This is a genomic window from Arthrobacter sp. GMC3 (assembly GCF_002929305.1).
GTDB lineage: Bacteria > Actinomycetota > Actinomycetes > Actinomycetales > Micrococcaceae > Specibacter.
This window is the reverse complement of record NZ_PJIO01000011.1, coordinates 34512-59665: the sequence shown is the minus strand read 5'-3', so window position 1 is coordinate 59665 and position 25154 is coordinate 34512. Positions and strand designations below refer to the sequence as shown.

At 61.0% G+C, this 25154-nt stretch carries 22 protein-coding genes; 16 read left to right on the top strand and 6 right to left on the bottom strand.

What is annotated here, in order from left to right:
• Positions 1–102: 102 nt before the first annotated feature.
• Both CXQ94_RS16625 and CXQ94_RS16620 read right to left on the bottom strand, forming a co-directional pair.
• Positions 103–585 (bottom strand): hypothetical protein, encoded by a 483-nt coding sequence (locus CXQ94_RS16625; RefSeq protein WP_104091694.1) that lies wholly within the window; start codon positions 583–585, stop codon positions 103–105.
• A gap of 53 nt (positions 586–638) precedes the next feature.
• Positions 639–1028: a VOC family protein gene (locus tag CXQ94_RS16620; RefSeq protein WP_104091693.1), complete on the bottom strand. Its 390-nt coding sequence runs from the start codon at positions 1026–1028 to the stop codon at positions 639–641.
• Between the two features lie 59 nt (positions 1029–1087).
• Between CXQ94_RS16620 and CXQ94_RS16615 the strand changes: the two genes are divergently transcribed.
• The 9 genes from CXQ94_RS16615 to CXQ94_RS16575 all read left to right on the top strand — a co-directional run bounded on the left by CXQ94_RS16615 (position 1088) and on the right by CXQ94_RS16575 (position 12967).
• The gene (locus CXQ94_RS16615; RefSeq protein ID WP_219817074.1) at positions 1088–1624 is read left to right on the top strand and encodes a DinB family protein; all 537 of its coding nucleotides are present in this window, start codon (positions 1088–1090) and stop codon (positions 1622–1624) included.
• Between the two features lie 141 nt (positions 1625–1765).
• Entirely contained in the window at positions 1766–3550 is a 1785-nt protein-coding gene (locus CXQ94_RS16610) for an ABC transporter substrate-binding protein (protein WP_104091692.1), read from the top strand.
• Positions 3551–3870: 320 nt separating this feature from the next.
• On the top strand, positions 3871–5787 hold the full coding sequence (gene typA / locus CXQ94_RS16605) for a translational GTPase TypA (RefSeq protein WP_104091691.1): 1917 nt from the start codon (positions 3871–3873) through the stop codon (positions 5785–5787).
• A gap of 240 nt (positions 5788–6027) precedes the next feature.
• Positions 6028–7662, top strand: a complete 1635-nt coding sequence (locus tag CXQ94_RS16600) for an ABC transporter substrate-binding protein (protein ID WP_104091690.1) — start codon at positions 6028–6030, stop codon at positions 7660–7662.
• Positions 7663–7879: 217 nt separating this feature from the next.
• Positions 7880–8806 (top strand): ABC transporter permease, encoded by a 927-nt coding sequence (locus CXQ94_RS16595; protein WP_104091689.1) that lies wholly within the window; start codon positions 7880–7882, stop codon positions 8804–8806.
• Positions 8799–9812 carry an ABC transporter permease gene (locus CXQ94_RS16590; protein ID WP_104091688.1) on the top strand — a complete coding sequence of 338 codons (1014 nt, stop codon included), beginning with the start codon at positions 8799–8801 and terminating at the stop codon, positions 9810–9812. The genes CXQ94_RS16595 and CXQ94_RS16590 overlap by 8 nt, the downstream gene beginning before the upstream one ends.
• A 4-nt stretch (positions 9813–9816) precedes the next feature.
• The gene (locus CXQ94_RS16585; protein WP_104091687.1) at positions 9817–11556 is read left to right on the top strand and encodes an ABC transporter ATP-binding protein; all 1740 of its coding nucleotides are present in this window, start codon (positions 9817–9819) and stop codon (positions 11554–11556) included.
• A gap of 128 nt (positions 11557–11684) precedes the next feature.
• Positions 11685–12566, top strand: coding sequence for a PIG-L family deacetylase (locus tag CXQ94_RS16580; RefSeq protein WP_146070334.1), 882 nt, complete (start codon positions 11685–11687; stop codon positions 12564–12566).
• Positions 12563–12967, top strand: coding sequence for a hypothetical protein (locus CXQ94_RS16575; protein WP_104091685.1), 405 nt, complete (start codon positions 12563–12565; stop codon positions 12965–12967). The genes CXQ94_RS16580 and CXQ94_RS16575 overlap by 4 nt, the downstream gene beginning before the upstream one ends.
• 44 nt (positions 12968–13011) lie before the next feature.
• On the opposite strand, the gene CXQ94_RS16570 is transcribed toward CXQ94_RS16575, so the two are convergent.
• Both CXQ94_RS16570 and CXQ94_RS16565 read right to left on the bottom strand, forming a co-directional pair.
• Entirely contained in the window at positions 13012–15438 is a 2427-nt protein-coding gene (locus tag CXQ94_RS16570) for an immunoglobulin-like domain-containing protein (protein ID WP_181034262.1), read from the bottom strand.
• A gap of 240 nt (positions 15439–15678) precedes the next feature.
• Complete coding sequence (locus CXQ94_RS16565; protein ID WP_258067138.1) at positions 15679–15912, bottom strand: hypothetical protein; 234 nt, start codon at positions 15910–15912, stop codon at positions 15679–15681.
• A 112-nt stretch (positions 15913–16024) separates the two neighbouring features.
• Between CXQ94_RS16565 and fdxA the strand changes: the two genes are divergently transcribed.
• From fdxA to CXQ94_RS16530, 7 genes are all read left to right on the top strand, one after another.
• Positions 16025–16348, top strand: a complete 324-nt coding sequence (gene fdxA, locus CXQ94_RS16560; protein ID WP_054012064.1) for a ferredoxin — start codon at positions 16025–16027, stop codon at positions 16346–16348.
• Positions 16349–16378: 30 nt separating this feature from the next.
• Positions 16379–17512, top strand: coding sequence for a succinyldiaminopimelate transaminase (gene dapC, locus CXQ94_RS16555; RefSeq protein WP_104091750.1), 1134 nt, complete (start codon positions 16379–16381; stop codon positions 17510–17512).
• Positions 17513–17745: 233 nt separating this feature from the next.
• Complete coding sequence (locus CXQ94_RS16550) at positions 17746–19029, top strand: citrate synthase (RefSeq protein WP_104091683.1); 1284 nt, start codon at positions 17746–17748, stop codon at positions 19027–19029.
• 194 nt (positions 19030–19223) lie between these two features.
• The gene (locus tag CXQ94_RS16545) at positions 19224–19409 is read left to right on the top strand and encodes a hypothetical protein (protein WP_104091682.1); all 186 of its coding nucleotides are present in this window, start codon (positions 19224–19226) and stop codon (positions 19407–19409) included.
• A 117-nt stretch (positions 19410–19526) separates the two neighbouring features.
• Positions 19527–20147, top strand: coding sequence for a TetR/AcrR family transcriptional regulator (locus tag CXQ94_RS16540; protein ID WP_104091681.1), 621 nt, complete (start codon positions 19527–19529; stop codon positions 20145–20147).
• Positions 20148–20251: 104 nt separating this feature from the next.
• Positions 20252–22549, top strand: coding sequence for an HNH endonuclease signature motif containing protein (locus CXQ94_RS16535; protein ID WP_104091680.1), 2298 nt, complete (start codon positions 20252–20254; stop codon positions 22547–22549).
• 53 nt (positions 22550–22602) lie between these two features.
• Positions 22603–23214 carry a hypothetical protein gene (locus tag CXQ94_RS16530; RefSeq protein ID WP_104091679.1) on the top strand — a complete coding sequence of 204 codons (612 nt, stop codon included), beginning with the start codon at positions 22603–22605 and terminating at the stop codon, positions 23212–23214.
• Here CXQ94_RS16530 and CXQ94_RS16525 read toward each other — a convergent pair.
• Together CXQ94_RS16525 and dapD are read right to left on the bottom strand one after the other, a co-directional pair.
• Positions 23211–24095, bottom strand: a complete 885-nt coding sequence (locus CXQ94_RS16525; protein ID WP_258067137.1) for a hypothetical protein — start codon at positions 24093–24095, stop codon at positions 23211–23213. The genes CXQ94_RS16530 and CXQ94_RS16525 overlap by 4 nt on opposite strands.
• Before the next feature lie 35 nt (positions 24096–24130).
• Positions 24131–25138, bottom strand: coding sequence for a 2,3,4,5-tetrahydropyridine-2,6-dicarboxylate N-succinyltransferase (gene dapD, locus CXQ94_RS16520; protein WP_104091678.1), 1008 nt, complete (start codon positions 25136–25138; stop codon positions 24131–24133).
• Positions 25139–25154 lie beyond the last annotated feature (16 nt).

Here is a 25154-nt window from a genome sequence, read left to right as displayed (position 1 = left end):
CACGGTATCTTGCCTTCACGTGAACCGAGGGTACTGCCCGGAAAGATTTGGTGAAGCCCCGGGAATTGTTTGGCCGCTGAATCCCTTAGTCACACCTTGGCCTCAGCCGATCGAGTAGATCAAACCCAAGCCCAGTTCGGAAAGCTGGACCGTGAATTTCCTGGCGGCCTCCAAATAGGACTCCACGGCGCTGCGCCGTCCGTCCATTATTGCCGCCCAGTCCGGGGACATATGGGGCGTGAAGTTCTGATAAAGCTCCGGCAAGTCCACCGAGGCAAGATCGATGGAGACCTTGAAAACCTCTTCGGCGGATAGAACCCGATCAAAGGGAATCCAGCCGTAGCCATACTCGGTCACGTTGCCACGGACCAGCTCGTACGCGTCCCTGGTGGATTCCGGGTCCATCCCGCCAAATAATTGCTGCAAGTCCCACCAGCACTTATCCAGGAACAGTGCTTCAGGCCGGTCAGGCGGGTCTGACCAGGATTCCCAAAAGTGCGCATCGGACAGGAACGCGCGTGGATTGATTCGTGCAATGGCTACTAATTGCGCTGGCACAGGAAGTGCGAAGTATCTGATTCCCATGCAAATCAATTTTTGCAGCGATCACCTTTCTTCGCTGAAAGTTATCCACAGCTTTACCGGGCGGCCAGCTCCTGCTCGGTCAGCGCCCGCAGCACGCAAAACTCGTTGCCGTGCGGATCGGCCAGGACCACCCAGGTGACGTCGCTTCCCTGACCTACATTCACCCGCCGTGCTCCCAAGGCCTCCAGCCGGGCAACCTCAGCAGCCTGGTCTTCCGGACGCAAGTCAAGGTGCAGCCGGTTCTTGCCGGCTTTTTCCTCGGGCACCTTTAGGAACAAGATGTCCGGTACCACGTCGTCCTCGCGGCTGCCTGCGGGCGGCTCCAACACCACCTCGTCGGGGTCCTCCTCGGTGATGCGCCACCCAAGTGCGGCCTGCCAGAAACGTGCCAAGTCGGCCGGGTTCGTGGTGTCTACTGACATGGATTGAATACGAATGCTCATGCCCCGATCCAACCGCAAATCCACCCCTCTGGGAACCCCCAATGTGCAAGAGTTGTCCCATGGAATCATTCGAAGAACGCACTCCCGTAGTACCGGACGACCGGATTGAGCTGCCGTTCATGGCTGGCGACCGGGATTCGTTGGAGGGCTGGCTGGAGTTCTACCGCCAAACACTCCCCATCAAAGTTGGCGGCTTGAGCGCTGAACAGCTTTGCCGTCAGTCCGTACCGCCGTCCACCATGACACTTGTGGGGCTGGTCCGCCACCTCAGCGATGTTGAAAGGTACTGGTTTTCCAATGTGGCCACCGGGACGCAGGAGGCAGCCCACTACCGGGCCGAAGATCCCGACGCCGATTTCAACGGCTACTCGCATCAGCAGGCGCTGGCCGATGTCAGGCACTACGGGACAGAAATTGTGCGTATGCGGGCCCTAGCCGCCCAAATTCCTGACCTAGACGCGCCGCTGCCGGGCCGCCGTCGAGGTCAGGAAATCAACTTGCGTTGGATCTACACTCACATGATCGAGGAGTACGCCAGACACCTGGGGCACGCAGATCTTCTGCGCGAATGCATCGACGGTGCCACCGGGTACTAGGTTCATGAGTCTGGAAACTGCTCCGCCACACACCCCCGCCGGGCATGCTGCGGTAGTCTAACTGAGCGGGGAGCCACCAGCCGGCACGATGCCGACGAGCCCGGAGCGCCCCACAACTCAGCGTATGAAAATGGAGGTGGAATGCGCGCCGGACGCATTTCCAAAGCACTTGCCGTAGCCCTAGCAGCAGTAGTGGCGCTGGGCGCCTGCACGGCACCACCGCCGAGCCCAGACCAAACGACGTCGTCGGCGAAGCCTGCCGTGGGCGGCAATGTGAACGTGCTGGAGACGAACCCCTTCAGTTCCTTCAATGCCAGCAGCGTCACGGGACAAACGGACATCAACGCCAGGATCGACGCCGCCACGCACTCAGGGTTCAACTATGTGGACAACAACCTCAAACTCGAGACGAATCCCAAATTTGGCAAGTACCAGATGCTGTCGGACAACCCGCTGACCATCAAGTACACCATCAACAGCGGTGTCCAATGGTCCGACGGCGCCCCCGTCACCGCCGCGGACTTGATGCTGCAGTGGGCCGCGGGCTCGGGGTACTTCAACGACGCCACCTTGGATGCGAATTTCAACGTCACCAAGGGCAATAGCTACTTCCACTTTGCCGGCGACACCACCGGCCTGTCCCAAACCGAAATGCCGGTTATTGGCGACGGCGGATCCTCGCTGACACTGAAATACACCACCCCGTTCTCAGACTGGGAAACAGCTTTGGGGTCCACGGTCAGCATCCCCGCCCACATCGTCGCCGTGCGAACGGGGTTGAAGGATGCGGATGCGCTTACCGCGCTCCTGCAAAAAACACCCAAGGGTGACCCGGCCGCGCCCCTACCTGCCAATGCGGCGTTGAAAACGGTGGCAGATTTTTGGAACACCGGTTTTGACACGAAGTCGATGCCGGACCCCTCACTTGCGCTGTCGAATGGCCCGTACCTGGTCAAGAGCATCAACGCAGAGAAGGACCTAGTCCTGACCCGCAATGCCGACTATACGTGGGGTACCGTTCCGACCCTGGATACCGTGACCGTCCGCTACGACGGTAACGCGGAATCCCAAATCACGGCCCTGAAAGACAAGACTGCGGACGTGATTTCGCCGCCCGCAACGCCCGCCACGGTCAAGTCGCTGACAGCCTTGAAGGACGTCAAAGTCCAGCAGGGCAGCAGTCTTGGCTTCGACCAGGCGGTCCTCAACTTTGGTGGCGTCTTCAACAATCCGGACTTCCGCACCGCCTTCTTGCAAACCCTGCCGCGCCAGGAAATACTCAACGCCCTGGTCAAGCCGATGGAGGCAAAGGCTGAGATTCTTGATTCGTTTGTTTTCCAGGAAATCCAAACCCCTTACAAGGAATCGGCGCGCAGCAACGGCAGCACCGACTACGCCACGGTGAACATTGACAAGGCCAAGGAGTTGCTGGGCGAGGCAAAACCGACCATCCGCATTCTCTACAACAAGGACGATCCGGACCGCGCGCTGGAGTACACCTTGGTGGCAGCGTCGGCCACACTGGCTGGATTCGCCGTCACCGATGCGGGTCTTGGCGCTGACCAGTGGCAAGCGGCGCTGAAGGCGGGCTCCTACGATGTGGCCCTGTTCGGCTGGAAGGCAAACGCCTCAGGGTCTGTCCAGGTGCCACAAATCTTCAAGACTGGTGCCGCGTCCAACCTGAACAACTTTTCCAACAGCGTGGTCGACCAATTGTCCGAACAACTGGCCATCACCCCGGATGATGCCAAGCAAAATGCCCTTAAAATGCAGATCGACCAGCTTGTCATTCAGGCCGGGTACGGGCTTCCGCTGTTCGAGCACATCAGCCTCAGCGCCACCGGCCCCCACATGAGCGGGGCCAGGTTTTCCCCCGTCAGTGTGGGCGTCTGGTGGAATGTGGCGGATTGGAAGTACGTGAAGTAGTGCGTGCCTAGTTTTTGAAAGTGAGCTGTTGAAGAACGACGGCGGCAGGTGAGGTTCATCACGTGACTCACCAGCCGCCGTCGTGCGTTAATGCCGAAATTCCGGGATGAAATGGGCTTCCATGTCCTGTTGCGGGGCAACCATGGCGAAAAACACGCAGCTCATGGGATAAAGTGACTAGGCCGTATTTGGCACTACGTCTAGAATGGTGTTATCTGCCGATTATCACGGCCACCATTTATGTACTGACAACAATGTGACTTTCTGCCGTTGCCCTCCTCGGGCCTGCAGCCGGGCCCAACTGAAACGAGTCTTCACGCATGAACGACACTTCTCTGAACACCGCTTCGCGCACTGACCTGCGCAACGTCGCCATTGTGGCGCACGTTGACCACGGTAAGACCACCCTGGTTGACGCCATGCTCAAGCAGACGCACTCCTTTGCCGAACACGGTGTAGTTGCAGAGCGTGTCATGGACTCCGGTGACCTGGAGCGCGAAAAGGGCATCACCATTTTGGCCAAGAACACCACTGTGGCTTACAACGGTCCCTCCGCTGATGGTCAGGTCATGACCATCAACGTCATCGACACCCCCGGCCACGCTGACTTCGGTGGCGAGGTTGAGCGCGGCTTGTCCATGGTCGACGGCGTCGTCCTCCTCGTTGACGCTTCCGAGGGCCCGCTGCCGCAGACCCGCTTTGTGCTCCGTAAGGCACTTGCCGCGAAGCTCCCCGTTATCCTTCTTGTCAACAAGACTGACCGTCCCGATGCTCGCATCGACGAGGTCGTTGCCGAGTCCATGGACCTGCTCCTGGGCCTGGCTTCGGACATGGCTGACGAAGTTCCTGACTTGGACCTCGACGCCGTTCTGAACGTTCCGGTTGTTTACGCATCCGGCAAGTTGGGCCGCGCCTCCACCGTGCAGCCCGAAAACGGCACGGCACCGGACAACGAGGACCTTGAGCCCTTGTTCAAGACCATCATCGAGCACATCCCGGCCCCGACGTACAACCCGGACGGCGTACTCCAGGCACACGTCACCAACTTGGACGCTTCCCCGTTCCTGGGCCGTCTTGCACTGCTGCGTATCTTCAACGGCACCCTGCGCAAGGGCCAGACCGTTGCCTGGGCCCGTCACGACGGCACCATCAAGCCCGTCAAGATCACCGAACTGCTGGCCACCCAGGCACTGACCCGTGTCCCGGCAGAGTCTGCAGGCCCCGGCGAGATCGTCGCTGTTGCCGGTATCGAGGACATCACCATTGGTGAGACCCTGACCGACATCGATGACCCGCAGCCGCTGCCCCTGATCACGGTTGACCCGCCGGCCATCTCCATGACCATCGGTATCAACACCTCGCCGTTGGCCGGCCGTGTCAAGGGCCACAAGGTCACAGCCCGCCAGGTCAAGGACCGTCTTGACAAGGAACTCGTCGGTAACGTGTCCTTGAAGGTTCTTCCCACCGAGCGTCCCGACGCTTGGGAAGTACAGGGCCGTGGCGAATTGGCTCTGTCGATCCTCGTTGAGCAGATGCGTCGCGAAGGCTTCGAGCTGACCGTAGGCAAGCCGCAGGTTGTCACCAAGATGGTTGATGGCAAGCGTCACGAGCCGATGGAACACATGACCATCGACGTGCCCGAGGAATACTTGGGCTCCGTGACTCAGCTGATGGCAGCCCGCAAGGGCCGCATGGTCAACATGGCCAACCACGGCACCGGCTGGTGCCGCATGGAATTCATCGTTCCGGCCCGTGGCCTGATCGGTTTCCGCACCCGCTTCATGACCGACACCCGCGGTGCCGGTATTGCTTCCTCCATCGCTGAAGGGTACGAGCCGTGGGCCGGTCCCATCGAGTACCGGACCAACGGTTCCATCGTGGCTGACCGCTCCGGCGTCGTCACCCCGTTCGCCATGATCAAGCTCCAGGAGCGCATGAGCTTCTTCGTGCAGCCCACCTCAGAGGTCTACGAAGGCATGATCGTCGGCGAGAACTCTCGCGCCGATGACATGGATGTAAACATCACCAGGGAAAAGCAGCTCACCAACATGCGTGCAGCTTCCTCGGACACCTTCGAGAACATGACCCCTCCGCGCAACCTGACTCTGGAAGAGTCTCTCGAATTCGCTCGCGAAGACGAGTGCGTTGAGGTTACCCCGGAGGCGATCCGCATCCGTAAGCTCATCCTGGACGCTTCCGAGCGTGCCAAGGCCTTCCGCGCCCGCGCCAAGGCATAACGGCCTAAAAAGCACTCAACAGCAGCCCGTCCCAGCTTTCGCTGGGGCGGGCTGCTGTTCTTTAAGGTTTCATCTCGGTAAAGATCTGGGCTCAATGTGGTCTGGATTACTCGAAGGTAACTTTTTCCCGGTAGCCTAGACGGGTATGAGTTGAGACACGCCTAAGGTTCAACGACGAACCGGGCATCCAATAAACAACTGGTGTCTTGCTCGCAACCATTAGAGAATCAAGGAGGCGGAATGCGTTTCTCACGCACTTCCAAAGCATTGGGTGTGGCAGCTGTTGTTGCCATGGCCCTCACCGCATGTAGCGGTGGCACCGGCGGCAACAACGCCACAACGGGTGACACCACCAAGGTCATCACCGCAAACAACACGGAACCGCAAAACGGCCTGTTGCCTGCTAACACCAACGAAGTCGGCGGCGGAAAGGTCATGGACCTTATCTTCACCGGTTTGGTCAGCTATGACGCCAAGGGCAAGATCGTTAACGAGCTCGCGGATTCCATTGAAACCAAGGATTCCCAGAACTACACGATCAAGATCAAGTCCGGCGAAACCTTTAGCGACGGAACCCCCGTCACTGCCAAGAATTTTGTTGACGCCTGGAACTTCGGTGCCGCGGCAGTGAACAAGCAGCTGAACTCCTACTTCTTCGAGTCCATCAAGGGCTACGACGCTGTCAGCGCAGAGGGTTCCACCCTGACCACCATGGAAGGCCTGAAGGTTGTCGATGACAACACCTTCACCGTAGAGCTGGCACAGCCGGAGTCTGACTTCCAGCTGCGTCTTGGCTACACCGCTTTCTACCCGCTGCCTGAGTCCGCTTACAAGGATCCGGCCGCATTCGGCCAGAACCCTGTCGGTAACGGCCCGTACAAGTTGGCAGCCGATGGCTGGAAGCACGACGTTTCCATCGCACTGGTACCCAACGATAAGTACAACGGACCGCGCAAGGCCAAGAACGGTGGCGTCACGTTCACCATCTTCTCCAGCCCGGATGCCGCTTACACAAGCGTTCAGTCGGACACCCTGGACGTTCTGGACCAGGTTCCCCCGAGCGGCCTGCAGAACTTCAAGACGGACTTCAAGGACCGTTTTGTCAACCAGCCCTACGCTGGTAACGCCACTATGACTATCCCCAGCTACTTGCCTGAATTCCAGGGCGAAGCCGGAATGATGCGCCGCCAGGCCATCTCCATGGCAATCGACCGCCAGCAGATCATCGACAAGATCTTCTACGGCAACAAGAAGATCGCCAAGGACTTCACCTCACCCGTGCTGGACGGCTACAGCGACTCCATCCCGGGCAACGATGTTCTGACGTTCAACGCTGCCAAGGCGAAGGACCTGTGGACGAAGGCTAACGCCATCAGCCCGTGGCCGGCCGACAAGGTCTTCACCATCACCTCCAACATCGATGGTGCCGGCAACAAGGAATACATCACGGCCATGGCCAACCAGATTGCCACTAACCTGGGAATCAAGGCTGAGCTGAACCCGGTTTCCTCGTTCAAGGAAATGCGCGCCCTGGTGAACAAGAAGGCGCTGACCGGAGCCTCACGCGCCGGCTGGCAGGCTGACTACCCGTCGCTGTACAACTTCCTCGGGCCGCTCTACGGCACTGGAGCAGGTTCAAACGATGGTAACTACTCCAGCGCCGCGTTCGACTCCAAGTTGAGTGAGGGCCTGGCAGCAACCAGCGTTGAAGCCGGAAACAAGCTGTTCAACCAGTCACAGGAGATCCTGCTGAAGGACCTGCCGGTTGTCCCGCTCTGGTACCAGGCAGTTCAGGGTGTTTGGAGCAACAACGTCAACACCGTGGAGTTCGGCTGGAACGGTGTTCCGCTGTACTACGACATTACCGCCAAGTAAGGTTCTTGCTTAGGCAAGGTTCTTAGAAACGTGGCATGAAAAGGGGGATCCGGCCTTGCTGCCGGGTCCCCTTTTTCGCACGTCTTACACACATTTGTGTTACTTTCCGTACAGCAGCTTTGGCGAGATCCGCATAAAGCTGCCCTGTACCGTCAACTAGAACAGGTAATTTCATGAACGCTTTGCGATTGGGAACCCGGGGAGTGGTGGTGCCGTAATGGTTATGTTTACGCTCCGCCGCTTCCTGCAGCTGATTCCCGTCTTCTTCGGGGCAACGCTGCTTGTCTACTTCCTCGTCTTTGCAACTCCCGGTGATCCCATTGCCGCGCTTTCCGGAGGCAAGCCCATGGCACCTGCCGTGGAGGCCGCCCTTCGGGCCCAGTACAACCTGGACCAGCCCTTCTGGGTTCAGTACGGCTTGTACTTGAAAAATCTTGTGACCCTTAACCTTGGCCAGACCTTCTCGGGCCAGGAAGTGTCAGCGGTCATTGCCCGCGCCTACCCCGTCACAGCACGGCTTGCCATTATGGCCCTGGCTTTTGAAGCCATCTTCGGCGTCTTCTTTGGCGTCATTGCTGGCCTGCGCAAGGGCAAGCTGTTCGACAGCACCGTCCTGGTCGCCTCATTGATCGTTATCGCCGTCCCCACCTTCGTCCTGGGCTTCGTGCTCCAGCTGGTGGTTGGTGTCCAGCTGGGCTGGGCACGTCCCACCGTCAGCGGTGCCGCACCGTGGAACGAGCTGATCCTGCCGGCATTGGTCTTGGGACTTGTGTCCCTGGCCTACGTGATCCGCCTGACCCGGGCATCCATCAGCGAAAACATGAATGCCGACTATGTCCGTACGGCCACGGCCAAGGGCCTGAGTCGCCGCCGCGTGGTGGTGGTTCACATTCTGCGTAACTCTTTGATCCCCGTAGTGACGTTCCTCGGTGCCGACTTGGGCGCCCTCATGGGTGGTGCCATCGTCACCGAAGGTATTTTCAACGTCCCCGGCGTTGGCAACCTCCTCTATCAGGCAATTCTGAAGGGTGAGAGCGCCACGGTCGTTGCCGTTGTCAGCCTCCTCGTCATTGTCTTTGTTGTGGCCAACCTCGTTGTGGACCTTTTGTACGCATGGCTCGACCCAAGGATTCGTTATGTCTGAGAACCTGACACCTGAAACTGAACCGGCACAACCGGTCGCCCCGGCAGCTCGTCAAGGCAAAACCTCCAGCCGGGTTATTGAGCACTTTGTGGCACCGCTGGAGGACACCCCTCTGGCCGCCGTCGACAAAGTTGATAACACGGCAGCGCCGCTAAGCCTCTGGGCCGATGCCTGGCGGAACCTGCGCAAGCAGCCGTTGTTTATTATTTCCGCACTGTTGATCGTTCTTGTGGTGGTAGTGGCTGGATTCCCGCAGTGGTTCGCCAGCGTCGACCCCACAAGTTGCGACCTGGCCAACTCGGCCGAAGGAGCACGTGCGGGTCACCCGCTCGGCTTCACCCTGCAGGGTTGCGATGTCTACTCCCGCATGATCTATGGCACGCGGGCCTCGCTGACAGTGGGCGTGTTGACCACTATTGGCGTGTTGGTCATTGGTGGCACCATGGGTGCCCTGGCCGGTTACTACGGTGGCTGGCTTGACGCGATCCTGGCACGTTTGGGCGATATCTTCTTCGCCCTGCCGCTGATCCTTGGTGCAATCGTCATCAACCAGCTCCCCGCCTTCCGTGACAACAGAAGCGTGTGGACGGTGGTAGTTGCGCTGGTGCTCTTTGGCTGGCCACAGATAGCTCGCATCACCCGCGGCGCTGTGCTGGAAAACCGCAATGCCGATTTTGTCACCGCCTCCAAGGCGTTGGGACTTTCACGTTTCAGCGCCCTTGTCAGGCACGTCATTCCCAACTCTCTGGCACCGATCATTGTTGTTGCCAGCATCTCCCTGGGTACGTTCATTGTTGCCGAGGCAACACTGTCCTTCCTGGGTCTGGGACTTCCCGGCTCGGTCATGTCCTGGGGTAATGACATCTCGGCAGCCCAGCCGCAGGTACGCAACAATCCCGGTGTGCTGCTCTGGCCTGCCTTGGCATTGTCGATCACCGTTTTGAGCTTCATCATGCTCGGTGATGCACTCCGCGACGCCCTGGATCCCAAAGCAAGGAAGCGGTGACGGCATGTCAATCAATGAAAAAGGAACGCCTGTGAATTCCGCAGCCTCCCGCAACGCAGATACGCCGCTTCTTGAAATTCGGGACCTGGCCATCACCTTTAGTACCCAGAACGGGCCGGTCAATGCTGTGCGTAACGCGCACCTGACCATCATGCCCGGTGAGACTGTCGCGATTGTGGGGGAGTCCGGTTCGGGCAAGTCCACCACGGCACTGGCCGCGATCGGCCTGTTGCCCAGCAACGGACGCGTCAGTGGCGGGCAGATCATTTTCGACGGTGAGGACATCACCAACGTCAGTGAGAAGCGCATCATCGAACTGCGTGGAAACTCCATCGGCATGGTTCCTCAGGACCCCATGTCCAACCTGAACCCCGTCTGGAAGATCGGTTTCCAGGTCAAGGAGACGTTGAAGGCTAACGGGCTCGACGGCGCCAACTCCAAGGAGCGCGTCGCGGAGGTTTTGGCGGAAGCCGGCCTGCCCGACGCGGCAAACCGTGCCAAGCAGTACCCGCACGAGTTCTCCGGCGGTATGCGCCAGCGCGCGTTGATCGCCATTGGTCTGGCTTGCCGTCCGCGGTTGCTCATTGCCGATGAGCCGACGTCGGCCCTGGATGTGACGGTGCAGCGTCAGATCCTTGACCACCTGGACCGGATGACCACCGAGCTGGGCACTGCGGTACTGCTGATCACCCACGACCTCGGCCTTGCTGCCGAGCGTGCCGAAAAAGTCGTGGTTATGTACAAGGGGCAGGTGGTTGAGTCGGGTCCCGCACTGGAGATCCTGCGCAACCCGCAGCACCCGTACACGCAGCGACTGGTGAATTCGGCTCCGTCCCTGGCCTCTCGCCGGCTGAAGTCCAGCAAGGTGACGCAGGCTCCGGCTGAGGCTGTCAGCGTCGCTGAGCCTGCGCCGTCGTCCGCCCCTGCAGAGGGGCGCAAGCCTGCTGGCAAGGGTGAGAACCTCATTGAGGTTCGTAACCTGACCAAGGTATTCAAGCTCCGCGGAGCCTTGGGTAAGGGCACCGACTTCAAGGCAGTGGATGACGTCTCCTTCAACGTCAAGCGCGGCACCACCATGGCCATTGTGGGGGAGTCCGGTTCGGGCAAGTCCACGGTGGCTCAGATGGCGTTGAGCCTGCTGTCCCCGACCGAGGGCAGCATCCTGTTCGACGGCGTCGAGGTCAATACGCTCAAGAGCAAGGCACTCTTTGACTTCCGTCGTCGCGTGCAGCCCATCTTCCAGGACCCGTACGGATCATTGGACCCCATGTTCAATATCTACCGGACCATTGAAGAGCCGCTGAAGATCCACAAGATCGGTGATTCGAAGTCACGCGAGAAGCGGGTGCGGGAATTGCTGGATCAGGTTTCCATGCCTGCCGCCACCATGCACCGTTTCCCGAATGAGCTCTCCGGTGGTCAGCGTCAGCGCATTGCCATTGCGCGTGCCCTGGCCCTGAACCCGGACGTGATCATTTGCGACGAGGCGGTGTCGGCACTGGATGTTCTGGTGCAGGCGCAGGTGTTGAACCTGCTCACGGATCTTCAGGCCGAACTTGGCCTGACGTACCTGTTCATCACTCACGACCTCGCGGTGGTCCGCCAGATTGCCGACGACGTGTGCGTCATGCAAAAGGGCCGGATCGTTGAGACTGCCACCACGGATGAGGTGTTCAGCAACCCGCGCCAGAAGTACACGCAGGACCTGCTGGGAGCCATCCCGGGAGCAACTCTGCTGGTCTAACCCCTGGTGAATACTGGTTTGGGCTGGTTTACCTTGACGCTTCGGCGCCAGGTAGACCGGCCCTCACCTTTTAAGGCTGTGTCCGGGCGATTGCCAGCGCGTTGGAGCCAGCGAGTAGATTGGTGGACATGGACACAAGCACTACTTCTTCCTTGCTCCCCGGTGTGGGCCCGGACGCAACACTACTTTTTGTCCACGCCCACCCCGACGATGAAACCATTGTCACGGGAGCCACCATGGCGGCCTATGCCGCGGCCGGTGCACGCGTGGTTCTCCTGACGTGCACACGGGGCGAGCTGGGCGAGGTGATCCCGCCGGAACTGGCGCACCTTGAAGTGGGCGCCGTTCCGACCGGGCCGCAGGGGGCGCATGAACCTGCAGATGGCAGCGGGCTGGCGGACGAGCGCGAACGCGAATTGGCGTCGGCCCTGGGCGCCCTGGGCGTGCGCGAACATGTGTGGCTCGGGCAGGGGCAGGCCACTCCCGCAAGCGGTCCCACGGTATTCCGTGACTCCGGCATGCAATGGGGGCCCGACGGACGGGCGACGGCGGCGGACACCGTTCTGGATGGTTCGTTGTCCATGACACCGTTACCAGAGCTGGCGACGCTGGCGGCCCAGGTCATCCGGGCTGTCAAGCCCGACGCCGTCATCACCTATGCCGCCGACGGCGGCTATGGACATCCCGACCACGTCCGCACCCACCAACTGACCATGGACGCGTTGAAACGCGCTATGGATCCGGCGGGGGCGGTGCCCGGCTGGCAGGTTCCCCGGGTTTTCACCATTGTCAGTGACCGTCCCGAGCGTCCCCTGGAGGCCGGGGTGGCGCGCATCAGCGTCACCGGGGATATGGAAGCAAAGATTGCGGCAATGCGGGCCCACCGAACCCAGATCACCGTTGAGGGTGCACGCTATGCCCTCTCCGATGATGTGTGGAAAGACGTTTCGGGGATTGAGGAGTTTGTGGAGTTGGAGCCGTCCATGGTCTACGGAGAGGGCAGGGCATGACCGAGCCTTCAGGATCTTGGCGGTCCCACTTGCCAGCACCTCGGCGTTGGGCGGTCTTTGCGGCGGGCATTGGTGCGGGCATCGGCGCAGGCCTGCTGGGCACCTCCCTACACAGCCACGCCTGGCATATGTCCGGCATGGTGATCCCGGTGGGGGCCTTGGCCGCGCTGGTACTACTGGCGGCGGTGGAACTCTTTGTTGGCTTGTGGAGCCGCAACACCTGGGTGGTGGTGATGTGCGGGGCGGCAAGTTATCTATGTGCCGGGCTGCTCTCGATTCCGCGTGGCGGTTTTGGCATGATCTCCGGCAACATCCAAGGCAATGTGTGGCTGTATGGGATGGCCGTGGTGACACCCCTGATGGCTTGGTGGGTCTCGGCCATGGTGCGGGCTAAAAAATAGCTTTGGGAGCCGTCACAAGACAGCTCCCAAAGCTATTTCGGTGGCTATTCGGTGGGCGCGGACGCGCCCTCCTGCCCGTCCGGAGTGCCAGTGGTGGCGGCCGCAACGGGGGAGCGCCGCCCCTTGCGGTTCAGTATGGTGGCTCCCGCTGCCAATGCGGCAACCGCCGTCGCTACGAAGCCGGCAGAGGCAAAGCCTGTTGCAGCCAAGCTCGTACCGCTCCCTGAACCGCCTGAGCCCGATGCACCTGAAGTCGGGAACGCCGTGCTGGGCACCGGCACATCGGGGGACACGCTGGGGCTGGATACGGGAGTGACAACGACGCTGCGGATGGCGGAGGCCGTGTTGCCCGCCGCGTCTTTGACGCTGTACTCGAGCCGGTACGTTCCAGCCGTCGCAGAATCGGCCGTTCCCGTGATGACAATCGCTGCCGTCAAGTCTCCGTCACGACTGTCCACGGCTGTCACACCGGCGCGAGGATCGAAGGCGGTGCCGACAGCGAAGGTGGTCGAGGCAGACACCGTCAAAACGGGCGCAGTCGTGTCGGGACGTTCCAGACGCACCACGTCCACAACGCTGAGGTCGGTGACACGGTAGGTGGTCAAGGTGATGCTCTCATCCGTGACCTGCACATTTGTCATGTTTGGCACGTGTTCCTGGTTCTGCACGTCGGACCAGTAGAAGTCCTTGCCGGTTTGGATCTCGTAGTACTTGCTGCCGCTTGAGGAATTTGCCGTCAGGTAGAGAACATCCCCCTTCTGTGGCACAACGGTGCCGCTGGCCGGCTGAGCCACGCTCCGGGCGAACGGTCCGGCGGTGGCCCCGGGGGCGCCGGTAGGGGTGAGCGCGTTCATCAGATAGGACCGGGTGTACACATGGTCGTGACCCATCAGCACCAGGTCCACGCCCAGCTCACTGAACCCGGGAGGTAAGACCCTGCGGCGTTCGATGATGTCGGAGTCTGTGGCGTGGTCGGCGACGCTAAACACCGAGTGGTGGAAGTGCACGATGATCCACTTCTTGCCCTGCCCTTGCTCGGCGACGATCTTGGCCACATATTCCAAGTGCCGGGCGTTGTTTTGGTTGTTGGAGTTGAAGGATATGAACAAGGAATCGTTATATGTGAACCAGTAATTTCCGCCCGATTGCCCCGCTTTTCCTTCGCCAAATGTCTCATCAATATTGGGCATGTTGAAGTGCTGGCGGTAGGCCAGGCTGGCGACGTCGTGGTTGCCGATGTTGGTGACCAACGGATAGCTGCGCAGCTGGGCGGGGGCCAAGAAGCCGTCGTACTGGCCTTCGTTGTTAGCCGTGTTCACCTGGTCGCCGACGGAGAGAATGAAGTGTTTCTCGGGCAGAAGGGTTTCGGCCTTGGACAAGGTGGTGGCCCAGCCCTGCGCGTCCGAGGTGGCGTTACCCGATGCACCGATTTGGGAGTCCCCAACCACCAGGAAGCTGAAATCCCCGGACTGGGACTTGGTGGTGAAGGAAAAAGTTTCGGACCAGCCCGTCTGCTCGTTGCCCACCCGGTAGCTGTAGCCGGTGCTGGGGGCCAGCCCGCGCAGGGTTGCATGGCGGTATTCCTGGCCGTCGGTGGACGGTGCGCCGGAGGCAGGAAAACTGCTTGCCGTGCCGAAGTCTCCGCCGGCTTTGATCAACTGGGCCATTTCTGGGCTCGCGGAGGAGGTGTACCAGGCGAGCCCCAGTTCCCCGGCCTGCGCGCCAATGTTCAGCACGACGTCGGAAAGCTGGGCAGGCTTGGATGTGGCCTCGGTGGCGTCAAGGGAGAGCAGGTCAAAGTAGATATCTGAGCTGCCGGCACTGGTCTGGTACAGCGCCACCGCAACAGTGTTCGTTCCGGTCCGGAGCAGGCTAATGGGCACTGTAAACGCTGCCGGTCGGGGATCTGCACCGTTGCCGCCGCCGTACTGCAGGTTCTTGGCGGGGTCGAGTCCGGCGTCTTCGAATCCGGCGGCCCGTTGGCCGTTGATGTAGAGGATGAAGCCGTCGTCGTATACCGCGGATCCCTGCACACTGCCGATCGTTGCCAGCTGTTCGGCGGTGAGCTCGAACGTGGTGCGGAAGAAATACGTGGGCACGGTGTCGGTTCCGGGCCCTGCGCTGTAGTGGTTGAGCAATGTGGTGACAGCAAAGCCGCCACCTATGCCGGTCGCCGCACCATTCTTGGCACCAAAGCCGCCCTTGCCGGACTTCCAGGCACTGGCATCGTAATCTGCCGCGGTCCAGGCCAAGGTGGTCGCCGGAGCCGGGCTTGGGTCAACTCCGGTGTCGGAGTATCGCCACATTGTCGACGCCTTGGCCAGCAGCGGCACCTGGGTCGCCGCGGCTTGAGCGGCGCTTGGACCAAAGGGGTCGGTCATGATGATCGCGCCGACGGCGGCTGCGGAGCCGAAGATCTTCAGTGATTGGCGGCGGGTCACCGAATGGTGCGCGATGGATGACGGATTCAAGGTGAGACCTTTCGAGGGCACGAGTGATGGCGGAGCCCTTCGCATCGCGGTGTGCGCAGCACGGGGCCACAATTGTGGCCTACTGCGGGTTTCCACGCGTCCGGCACCGGCCTATGTCCTGTAAGCCGTTCGTGCCTGCTGGGGGCTCTCTTCAGGAACCATAGGCAACGTACGTGAACGAACCCTCAAGCCCGGGTTAACCCTTGGGGGCGCTAGTTGGGGCCCCGTTCATCTTTGAAACTAGGGCTGAACGCGCCGCTCGCGAGGTGCCGGCGGCGGGGGAACTGCCTTGGCGAGGCGGACGTCGTCGTACTTGATTGCGACCTCACCGCTCCGGGTGGCAACTGTGCAGCTTAACGAATCCCGGCCCGTCAGATCACCCAGGGCGTCGGTGCTGCCGCCGTCGATCCGGTAGCGGATGACGACACGGGTGCCTAGGGGGACGGAGGAAATTAGATCCAGTGCGTGACTCACGTCTTCATACTAAGTCTCATGCGGGATGCGACGGCGCCCGTGGTGGGGGATAATGAACGTACCAGGCTCCCAAGGCCGGTATTTGAGCCAAAATGTGAGGAAGGTTGGGTTCGTGACGTATGTAATTGCGCAGCCGTGCGTGGATGTCAAAGACAAGGCATGTGTTGAGGAGTGCCCTGTTGACTGTATCTACGAAGGCGAACGCTCGCTCTACATCCACCCCGACGAATGCGTTGATTGCGGTGCCTGCGAACCTGTTTGCCCGGTAGAGGCCATCTACTACGAGGATGACACTCCTGATGAGTGGGCAGAGTACTACAAGGCCAACGTTGAGTTCTTCGACGTGCTGGGCTCCCCAGGAGGAGCTGCCAAGATTGGCAACACGCACACCGATCACCCGTTCGTCGCGGCCCTTCCGCCGCAGAACCAGGACTAAAAGCAGCACATGAGCCAGGCCCCGCAGCACATGACCCGCCCGTTTGGTTTGAAGCTTCCCGAGTACCCTTGGGATGCCATGGCGCCGTATCAGGCCTTGGCAGCCAAGCACCCTGATGGCGTGGTGAATCTCTCGATCGGCACCCCGGTTGACCCCACCCCGGCCCTGATTCAGGACGCCCTGAAGTCTGCAGCAGACGCTCCCGGGTACCCCACAACGCATGGCACCTTGGCGCTGCGCCAGTCGATTGTTGATTGGTTTGCCCGACGCCGGAACGTGCCCGGTCTTGACCCTGCCGACGTCATGCCCACCGTCGGATCCAAGGAATTGGTGGCCTGGCTGCCCCTGCTGCTGGGACTGGGCGCTGGCGATGTAATAGTCCGCCCCACCGTGGCCTACCCCACCTACGACATGGGTGCGGTATTTGCCGGGGCCACGGCCGTGGCTGCCGACAGCCTCGATGAGCTCGACGCCGAAACCCGCGCCCGCGTGCGGCTCATCTGGGTCAACTCGCCCGGCAACCCCACAGGAATTGTCCGCTCCGTTCAGCAACTGTCCGAACTGGTGGCCCAGGCCCGCGAGGTGGGCGCCGTGGTCGCCTCCGACGAATGCTATGGCGAGCTGGGGTGGGGTCAATGGGACCCCGAGAATGGTGGCGAGCCAGTCCCGAGTGTCCTTGACCCCCGTGTCACCGGTGGCAGCAACGAGAACTTGCTGGCCATCTACTCCCTGAGCAAGCAGTCAAATGTGGCCGGCTACCGTGCAGCATTCGTGGCCGGAGACGGTGCCATAGTGGCGAACCTGGTCAACAGCCGCAAACACGCAGGCATGATCGTGCCCCACCCGGTCCAGGAGGCCATGCGTGTGGCACTTGGCGACGACGCCCACGTCAGCGCCCAAAAGGCCCTGTACCGCCGCCGTCGGGCCCTGCTCGTGGGAGCCTTGGAATCCTTTGGACTCACCATTCATCATTCCGAAGCCGGACTCTACCTGTGGTGCACCGCAGGGGAGGACACCTGGACCACCATCGGCAGACTCGCGGAACTTGGAATCGTTGCGGGCCCCGGGGTGTTCTACGGAGACGCTGGCCAGGGATTCATCCGGGTTGCCTTGACAGGAACCGATGAGCGGATAGCGGCCGCTGTGGCCCGCTTGAGCCGCTAAAACAAAGGCGATCTCAAGCACATCGGCACCATTTTGCCCTCAGGATTAGTGTTGAACCACTGTGAAGCGGTAGTTTCGTATGTAGACGTCTATGCCATCGTGCGCTTTTAACGCTGACTCGAAGAACTACTGAGCCGGTCAATAACACTTACGATGCGCGGGAATCCCGCGGGCGTAATAGTTGCACCGATCAAACCAAAGCCCTTCGAGGGCTACCTCATGAAGGGGACTCCATGACTGATTCCACGAGCGCAACACTGCGCTACGACGGCGGAGAACTTGAACTCCCGCGCATCGAAGCAGTAGAAGGCAACGCCGGCTACGACGTGTCAAAGCTGTTGAAGACCACCGGCGCGGTCACCTATGACCCCGGCTTCGTCAACACCGCCGCCACCTCCTCGGCCATCACCTACATCGACGGCGACGAAGGCATCCTGCGGTACCGCGGATACCCGATCGAGGAACTGGCCGAACACTCCAGCTTCCTTGAAGTGTCTTTCCTTTTGATCTACGGCAACCTGCCCACCCCGGCCGAACTGGACAAGTTTGACCAGCGCATCCGCCGTCACACCATGCTGCACGAGGACCTCAAGGGCTTCTTCGGCGGCTTCCCGCGCGACGCGCACCCCATGCCGGTGCTCTCCTCGGCTGTTTCGGCCCTGTCGACGTTCTACCAGGACTCCCTGGACCCGTTCGACGACGAGCAGGTTGAGATGGCCACCATCCGCCTCATGGCCAAGATGCCCGTCATCGCCGCCTACGCACACAAGAAGTCGATCGGGCAGCCCATGCTGTACCCGGACAATTCCATGGGCCTGGTGGAGAACTTCCTGCGCCTGTGCTTCGGCCTGCCGGCCGAGCCGTACGAGATGGACCCCGTAGTGGTCAAGGCTCTTGACCTGCTGCTGATCCTGCATGCAGACCACGAGCAGAACTGCTCCACCTCCACCGTCCGTCTGGTCGGTTCCGCGAACGCGAACATGTTCGCGTCCGTCTCCGCCGGCATCAACGCCCTCTTCGGACCGCTGCACGGTGGCGCCAACGAGGCCGTACTGAACATGCTCCGCGATATCCAGGCCAGCGGCGAGCCGGTTGAGAAGTTCGTTGAGCGGGTCAAGAACAAGGAAGCCGGTGTGAAGCTCATGGGCTTCGGACACCGCGTCTACAAGAACTACGACCCCCGCGCAAAGATCGTCAAGGCCACGGCCCACGAGATCCTGGAAAAGCTCGGCGGCAACGACGAACTCCTCGAGATCGCCATGCGCCTGGAAGAAGTAGCGTTGACCGACGAATACTTCATCTCCCGCAAGCTCTACCCCAACGTAGACTTCTACACGGGCCTGATCTACAAGGCCATGGGCTTCCCCGAAAAGATGTTCACGGTTCTGTTTGCCATCGGCCGTCTGCCGGGCTGGATTGCCCAGTGGCGCGAAATGATGAAGGACCCGGCTACCAAGATCGGCCGTCCCCGTCAGCTGTACACAGGCGAACCGGAGCGCATGTACCCCTCGCGCTAGTCCCCAGCTCCTCCCGCCACTCGCAAGCTCGTGGCGGGTCCCTCGGAGCTGTGGGCCCAATCTGCCGGACCTGGCAAGCGTGGGCCCAACGGGTCTGATTACTTAGAGTACGACGGCGGCGGGAGGCTTTCCCTTGGGAGAGTCACCCGCCGCTTTTCTTTTTCGCAAGCTGGGACGAAAGTAAAAATATGAAAATGTCTACATTGCTGCTGCACACGTTCTCCATGGCATTCCCGATCGTCGTGGTGGTGCTGGGGATCCTGGTGCTCGTAGGCAAAACTGTCTTCGTGCCGTTCTTCATCGGGTCCCTTGTCATCATGATTGTGTTGCTGGTCCTGCTGTACCTCGACAAAAAGAAGCACCCCACTGCCAGCAAGTAGCTGTGGTGGCCGTGACTTGTGAGCTATGGCTGGATAGATCGTTCTAAACCGCCAAATCTCACGAGTCGCGGCGTCGGGCATTGAACATTGCTGAAACATGTGTGCTAAAAAAGATATGTGCCCAAAATTGTTGATGCGAATGACCGCCGCGAGCTGGTTGCCGACGCCGTATTCCAAGTAATTGCCGAGCGGGGGCTGACACAAGCCTCGCTACGCAATGTGGCCCAGCAGGCGGATCTGGCGTTGGGCTCGGTGCGGCACTATTTTGATAACCAGGCTGAACTTATGGAGTTCGCCTTCCGCGTCAATTCCGAGCGGATTCACCTTCGCGCACTCGACAAGCTCGAGGAACTGGAGCAATCTGCCCTTCCAGCGACTGCAGCGGAGCTGGTGGATAAATGCGCCGCCGTTTTGGAAGAGCTGCTGCCGTTGGATGACCAGAGCCGCGGCGAAGCAGTGGTCCATATGGAATTCATGTTGGCAGCCCGCACCGATCAGGGGCTCCATGGCGCCGCCCAGGACGACTACCGGGCCACCGGGGCCGTGGTGGGGCGCGTGGTGTTGCAACTCCTAGATAGCGGACTGGTTGCCGGTTCGCCGGAGCCTGTCGATGAGGCCGAGCGCCTTATAGCCGTACTGGACGGACTGAGCCTGCGAATGGTGCTCCAGCCCGCCTGGTCCGCCCCGGAACAGGGCCGCAACACCCTGCGCCGCCACCTGGAGACCTTCCTGGCGTAGCAGGACCTTGTTGGTTGGCAGCAAGAGATGCCGCGCCCATAAAGATAAAATATATTTTCGAATAGATAATATACTTAAGTACCTATGTTCTATAGACTTTGTGTATGAGCAAGCCGGTGTTTGACCCCGGCAACGGGGGCTGTCCCGCAACGCAGGATGTTGCGGAACTCATCACGGCCTTGCACCTTCCGGCCATTGAATCCTTTGGACCAAACAATCCTGCACTCGACGGGCTGCCGGACTACACCTCGCATCCGGCTCCAGTGCCCGAACCACCTTCGCGGGTATCCATCGCTCGGGCTGCACACGATTCCGCACTTGCCGCACTGGCGGCACTGAAGGGTCTGGAAGACCGCACGGCCGCCTGTAAGGCTGCTGTTGTCGATCGTCTTATGGCAGCCACCAACGTGGAGGCCGCGGCACTGGCCTTGGACGGCTGGCAGTCTGATCTGGCCAGCTCCGCTGCGATCGCCGAAATCGCCACCACCCTCTGTATCGCCGAAGGTACCGCGAAGGTACTCGTCCACTACTCCACGGAGCTTGTTGGCCTGCACCCCCAAACCCTTGCAAATCTTGATGCCGGGATCCTTTCGTGGCGACACGCGTGCATCATCGTCAACGAAACCCAAACCCTTGCCGAAACCCCGAGCATGAACCCCGCAGATGTCGCCGAGTTCGAGAAATGCCTGCTCGCCGCAGCACTCGGCACCACGGCATCCGGATTTGCGTCCAAATCCCGGCGCATGCGCGAGGGCACCCACCCGGAGACTCTCATCACACGGGTCCGCCAAGCTATCAGCACCCGTAGCCTTGCCCTTGAGCCCGGCAAGGACGGCATGTCCTGGTTGATCCTGCATATCCCGGCCACGGCAGCCAGTGGCGTCTTCGTCAACTGCACCCGCACGGCCCGCGCCCAGCAAGGACCAGATGAACACCGCACCCTGGGACAACTGCGCGCCAACACGGCAGCGGCCCTCCTCCTTGGCAAGCATCCGCTTGCCGGATCCGGAAATACCGGACCCGGCAATGCCGGATCCGGCAAAGCCGAGGGTCTGCATCATCCGACCCGCGGTGGTGGCAGCTGGACGGAAAGTCAGAGTCGCCAGACGCCTGGCGCAGCTGATGACCAGGCCGGCGGAATCCGTCAGGCGCCCCCACCCGGCAAGGACGCAACAGTCGTCGACAACCCATTCGACGTCTCGGCGCACGCTGGGGCTCCAGGCGAAGCACCCTCCGGAGACACTACGGACATTGGTACTTATGACGGCTTCAGGCTGGTCGATGTCTTACCGGACTGGGCGCATGGGCCGCGGGACCCAATGATCGGCCCTCTCAACGAGGCCGCGAACGTCCGTGCCGAGGCGTGGGCTTCCGCGCCGGAAAACATTTGTGTCATGGGTACCGTTTGCCCGGATATCCCGAGGCAATCGGACGGCAACGCTGCCGACAGTTGTGGCGGTGAAGCCTCCGACGGCTCTCAAGGGAAAGACGACTGGGCCACTGCCGGGGGCTCTGACGGGAATCCAGATGAAGAACCGGACAGATTTCCCGCATCTAGGGATTCTTCTGCCAACGGTGGACTGGGGCCGGATGGATCGGGATTGGTGGATGGCATCGTCGACGGAATTCCGGAAGATCCGGTCCAGGATTACCTTGACCAGCTCGAAGCCACCCGGAATGGTTCCGCAGTCACAGACCCGCCCGAACCGGAGGCTCAGATCATCGTCACGGTGCCGGTTCTGGGCCTGCTGGGCCTCACCGATGAACCTGCCCAGCTCACGGGACACGGGCCGATCCCCGAAGAAATTGCCCGCAAACTCCTACGCAATGCAGGATCCTTCTTGCGTGTCCTGACGGACCCCGTCACCGGAAATCCTCTGAAGGGTCCGCTCCCGGAAAGGTATCGACTCCGCGAGGCCGAGAAAACCCTGCTGCATGCACTCAACGAGAGCTGTTCATTCCCCAACTGCTCCACCCCGTCCATTAATAGCGAAACAGACCACATTAGGCCTTACTCGCAGGGAGGGGGCACCATCATGGGAAATATCCAGCCCCTTTGCAAACGCCACCACACACTAAAGCACTTTCGCGACGACAAAGACCGGAACGGGCGTTTTCGGCAGGACCTGGACCCAAGCCGGGCCAGCATCAAACTCCGGGGCTGGAAACCTGTGGCAACCCCAGAAGGTGGGGTCGCTTGGACCTCGCCGTCTGGCAAGTATCACCCCCCACAGCGACGCGAAGCCCAGGCGCCTGCGTACCCGAAATGGTTGAAAAGGCGCCTCGATCAGGGACTTTCCACCGGCGGGGGAGCGCAGAGAACACCTTTCGGAACAGATCCCAGCTCCGCAGGATCCCTCCCCGAGGAAACCCGTCGCCCAAGAACTCCCGGACAAGAGTAATCTGAGTCTTAGGGAGTGCCGCACCCTGGTAGCGGCTGCTGGAGGCGAAAATTATGCATCACACCGGCGGACCTGGCTGGCGTATCACTATGGACACCTGTGGACCCATGCTTATGGCACTGTACATCCGCGACGTTGCCGGTCTGGCAGGGGCGGGCAGTCCTGCCCTGGCACCAGTGACGCCCCAAATCCGGTCCGCGGACCATTCCCACCTCACCGCGGAAGTGGGTGGCGAGGCCGCCCTGCGGTACCAATGGGAATTCTGGTGGCGTGGGCTGGTGGCGCAGTACCCCGAGAGGGAGCCGGTGCTCAGCCCGCCTGAATTTCCCGAAATCGCAGGAATGCCAGCACTTCAACGTGTGGTGCAGGCGCACTATGGTGCGGCGCTGAATTGGGAACGCGAGCAATTCCGCTCCTACGCTGCAATGACTGCCGAACGCGAAACCCTGGGTGGGCACAAGATCCTGGCAGATCTGGTGCAGAACCGTGAAATGGAATTGGGGCGCAGCGCCCGAGATTTCACCCTGACCATCGTCGAAATGCCGCTGACTGAACATCGTGCCTGGTTTATAGAGCCGGACACGCTCATCATGAGTCAGCAACTGATCGAGGATCAGACGAACTTTCTCAGTTACGTCCAGCCGGTGATCGAACTATTGGTTTAGGCGCCTGCTGCCATGACAAGGCTGACGGTACCGCCCTGCCCTGCGTCAGGTGAAGGTTGCCAGCCTCTGTTGCTTGCGGCGTCGTTGGCGTTCCGGTCCCACATTTTGCCGTCGTAGCTGACGGAGGTGATGCCAAACGCAGAGGCATTGGCCACCGCCCATTGCGCCACCGCCCAGCCCGTTGCGTCGCCAACCTGGGCGGCTATGGAGACCGAAGATTCAGCTGGTGTTGTGGTCAACGGGATGGGTCCAAACACTGCATGGGCCGCGGACTCCAAGTCCGCAGGGGTACTCATCGCGGTGACGGGGGCCAAGGTGCAGTTCAACGCGGCAGGCGATTGCCCGGTCAAAGCCGAGGCGAATGCCTTTGCCGGGGCCTCATGCTGAGCATAAGCGTGGGGGTAGGCCGAGCGCTGGACGATCTGGGCGGCGTCGTTCAGAGGCATATCCATATAGCCGGGGACTTTATCCAGGGCGTTGAAGAAGGCGTTGGCCGAATATACCGGATCCATGATTTGCTCCACCGAACCCCAATCCTGGGATGGGCGTTGCTGGAACAAGCCCACGGAATCCATGTCCCCGTAGTCGATGTTCCGCAGCTTGGACTCCTGCAGGGCTGTTGCCAAGGCGATGGACGCTGCCCGCGCCGGCATGCCCCGGGTGAGTGCGATCGCGGAGATCAGTGCGGCATTCTGGGTCTGATCCACGGCCATGCGATAGCTGTTGTCTCCGACGGTGGCTTGGCAGCCCACGCTGAGCCGGGGCGCAAGGGCGTCCTTGAAGACGTTGGAAATCCACACGCCGCCGCCGATCAGCAAGGACGCGGCGAGGACGGTTACGCTCACCCAGGCGATGAAGGCCGGGCCGCGGCGGGCACTCAAGGGTGCCCGCCGTTTTTGGTGTGCAGCAAATGTCCCTAGTTGCTATGCAGCGTATGGTTCAGGGCCACCGTGGTTCCCTTGCGGGGGAGCACTTCAACTTCACCGGTGCTGGAGTTGCGGCGGAAGAGCAGGTTGGGAACTTCGGAAAGTTCGCTGGCCTTGACAATAATGGCGGTGTCCTCGCCGTCGTCGTTCTTCGGGCCAAGAACGCGCACCCGGGTGCCGGCTGTGACGTAGAGCCCGGCCTCTACCACGGAGTCGTCTCCAACGCTGATGCCCACACCGGAGTTGGCTCCGAGGAGAACCCGCTCGCCCAGGGTGATGCGCTTGGTGCCGCCACCTGACAGGGTGCCCATGATGGAGGCTCCACCGCCGACGTCGGTGCCGTTGCCCACCACCACGCCTGCGGAGATGCGCCCTTCAACCATGGAAACTCCCAAGGTGCCAGCGTTGAAGTTTACGAAGCCTTCGTGCATGACTGTGGTGCCCTCCGCCAGGTGGGCGCCAAGGCGGACGCGGTCGGCGTCGCCAATGCGAACACCGGTGGGCAGCACGTAATCCACCATGCGCGGGAACTTGTCCACGGCGAACACGGTGACGGGGCCGCGGCGACGCAGCTTGGCACGGGTGAGTTCAAAACCGGCAACTGCGGCCGGGCCAAAGTTGGTCCAGACAACGTTGGTGAGCAGGCCAAAAATGCCGTCAAGGTTCAGGGAATTCGGTGCGGCCAGACGGTGGGAAAGCAGGTGCAGGCGCAGGTAGGAGTCCACGGCGTCGGCGGGGGCCTCATCGAGGTTGATCTGGGCGAAGACCACCTGCTGGGTGACGCCACGGTCCGCGTCGGCACCGGCTGCGGCCAAGGCAGTGAGCTCCGGATCTGCCTCGGGGGTGGCGCCCAATGAATCCACGGCCATGCCGAGGGCCGGGGCCGGGAACCAAACATCCAAAACGGCGCCGCCGTCGGCGATGGTGGCCAGACCGAAGCCGTGGGCTGTCCGGTCGGCGGGCGTGGTGGAGGCGTCGGGAGCGGGAGTTTGCGTCATGCGTCAAGTCTATCGA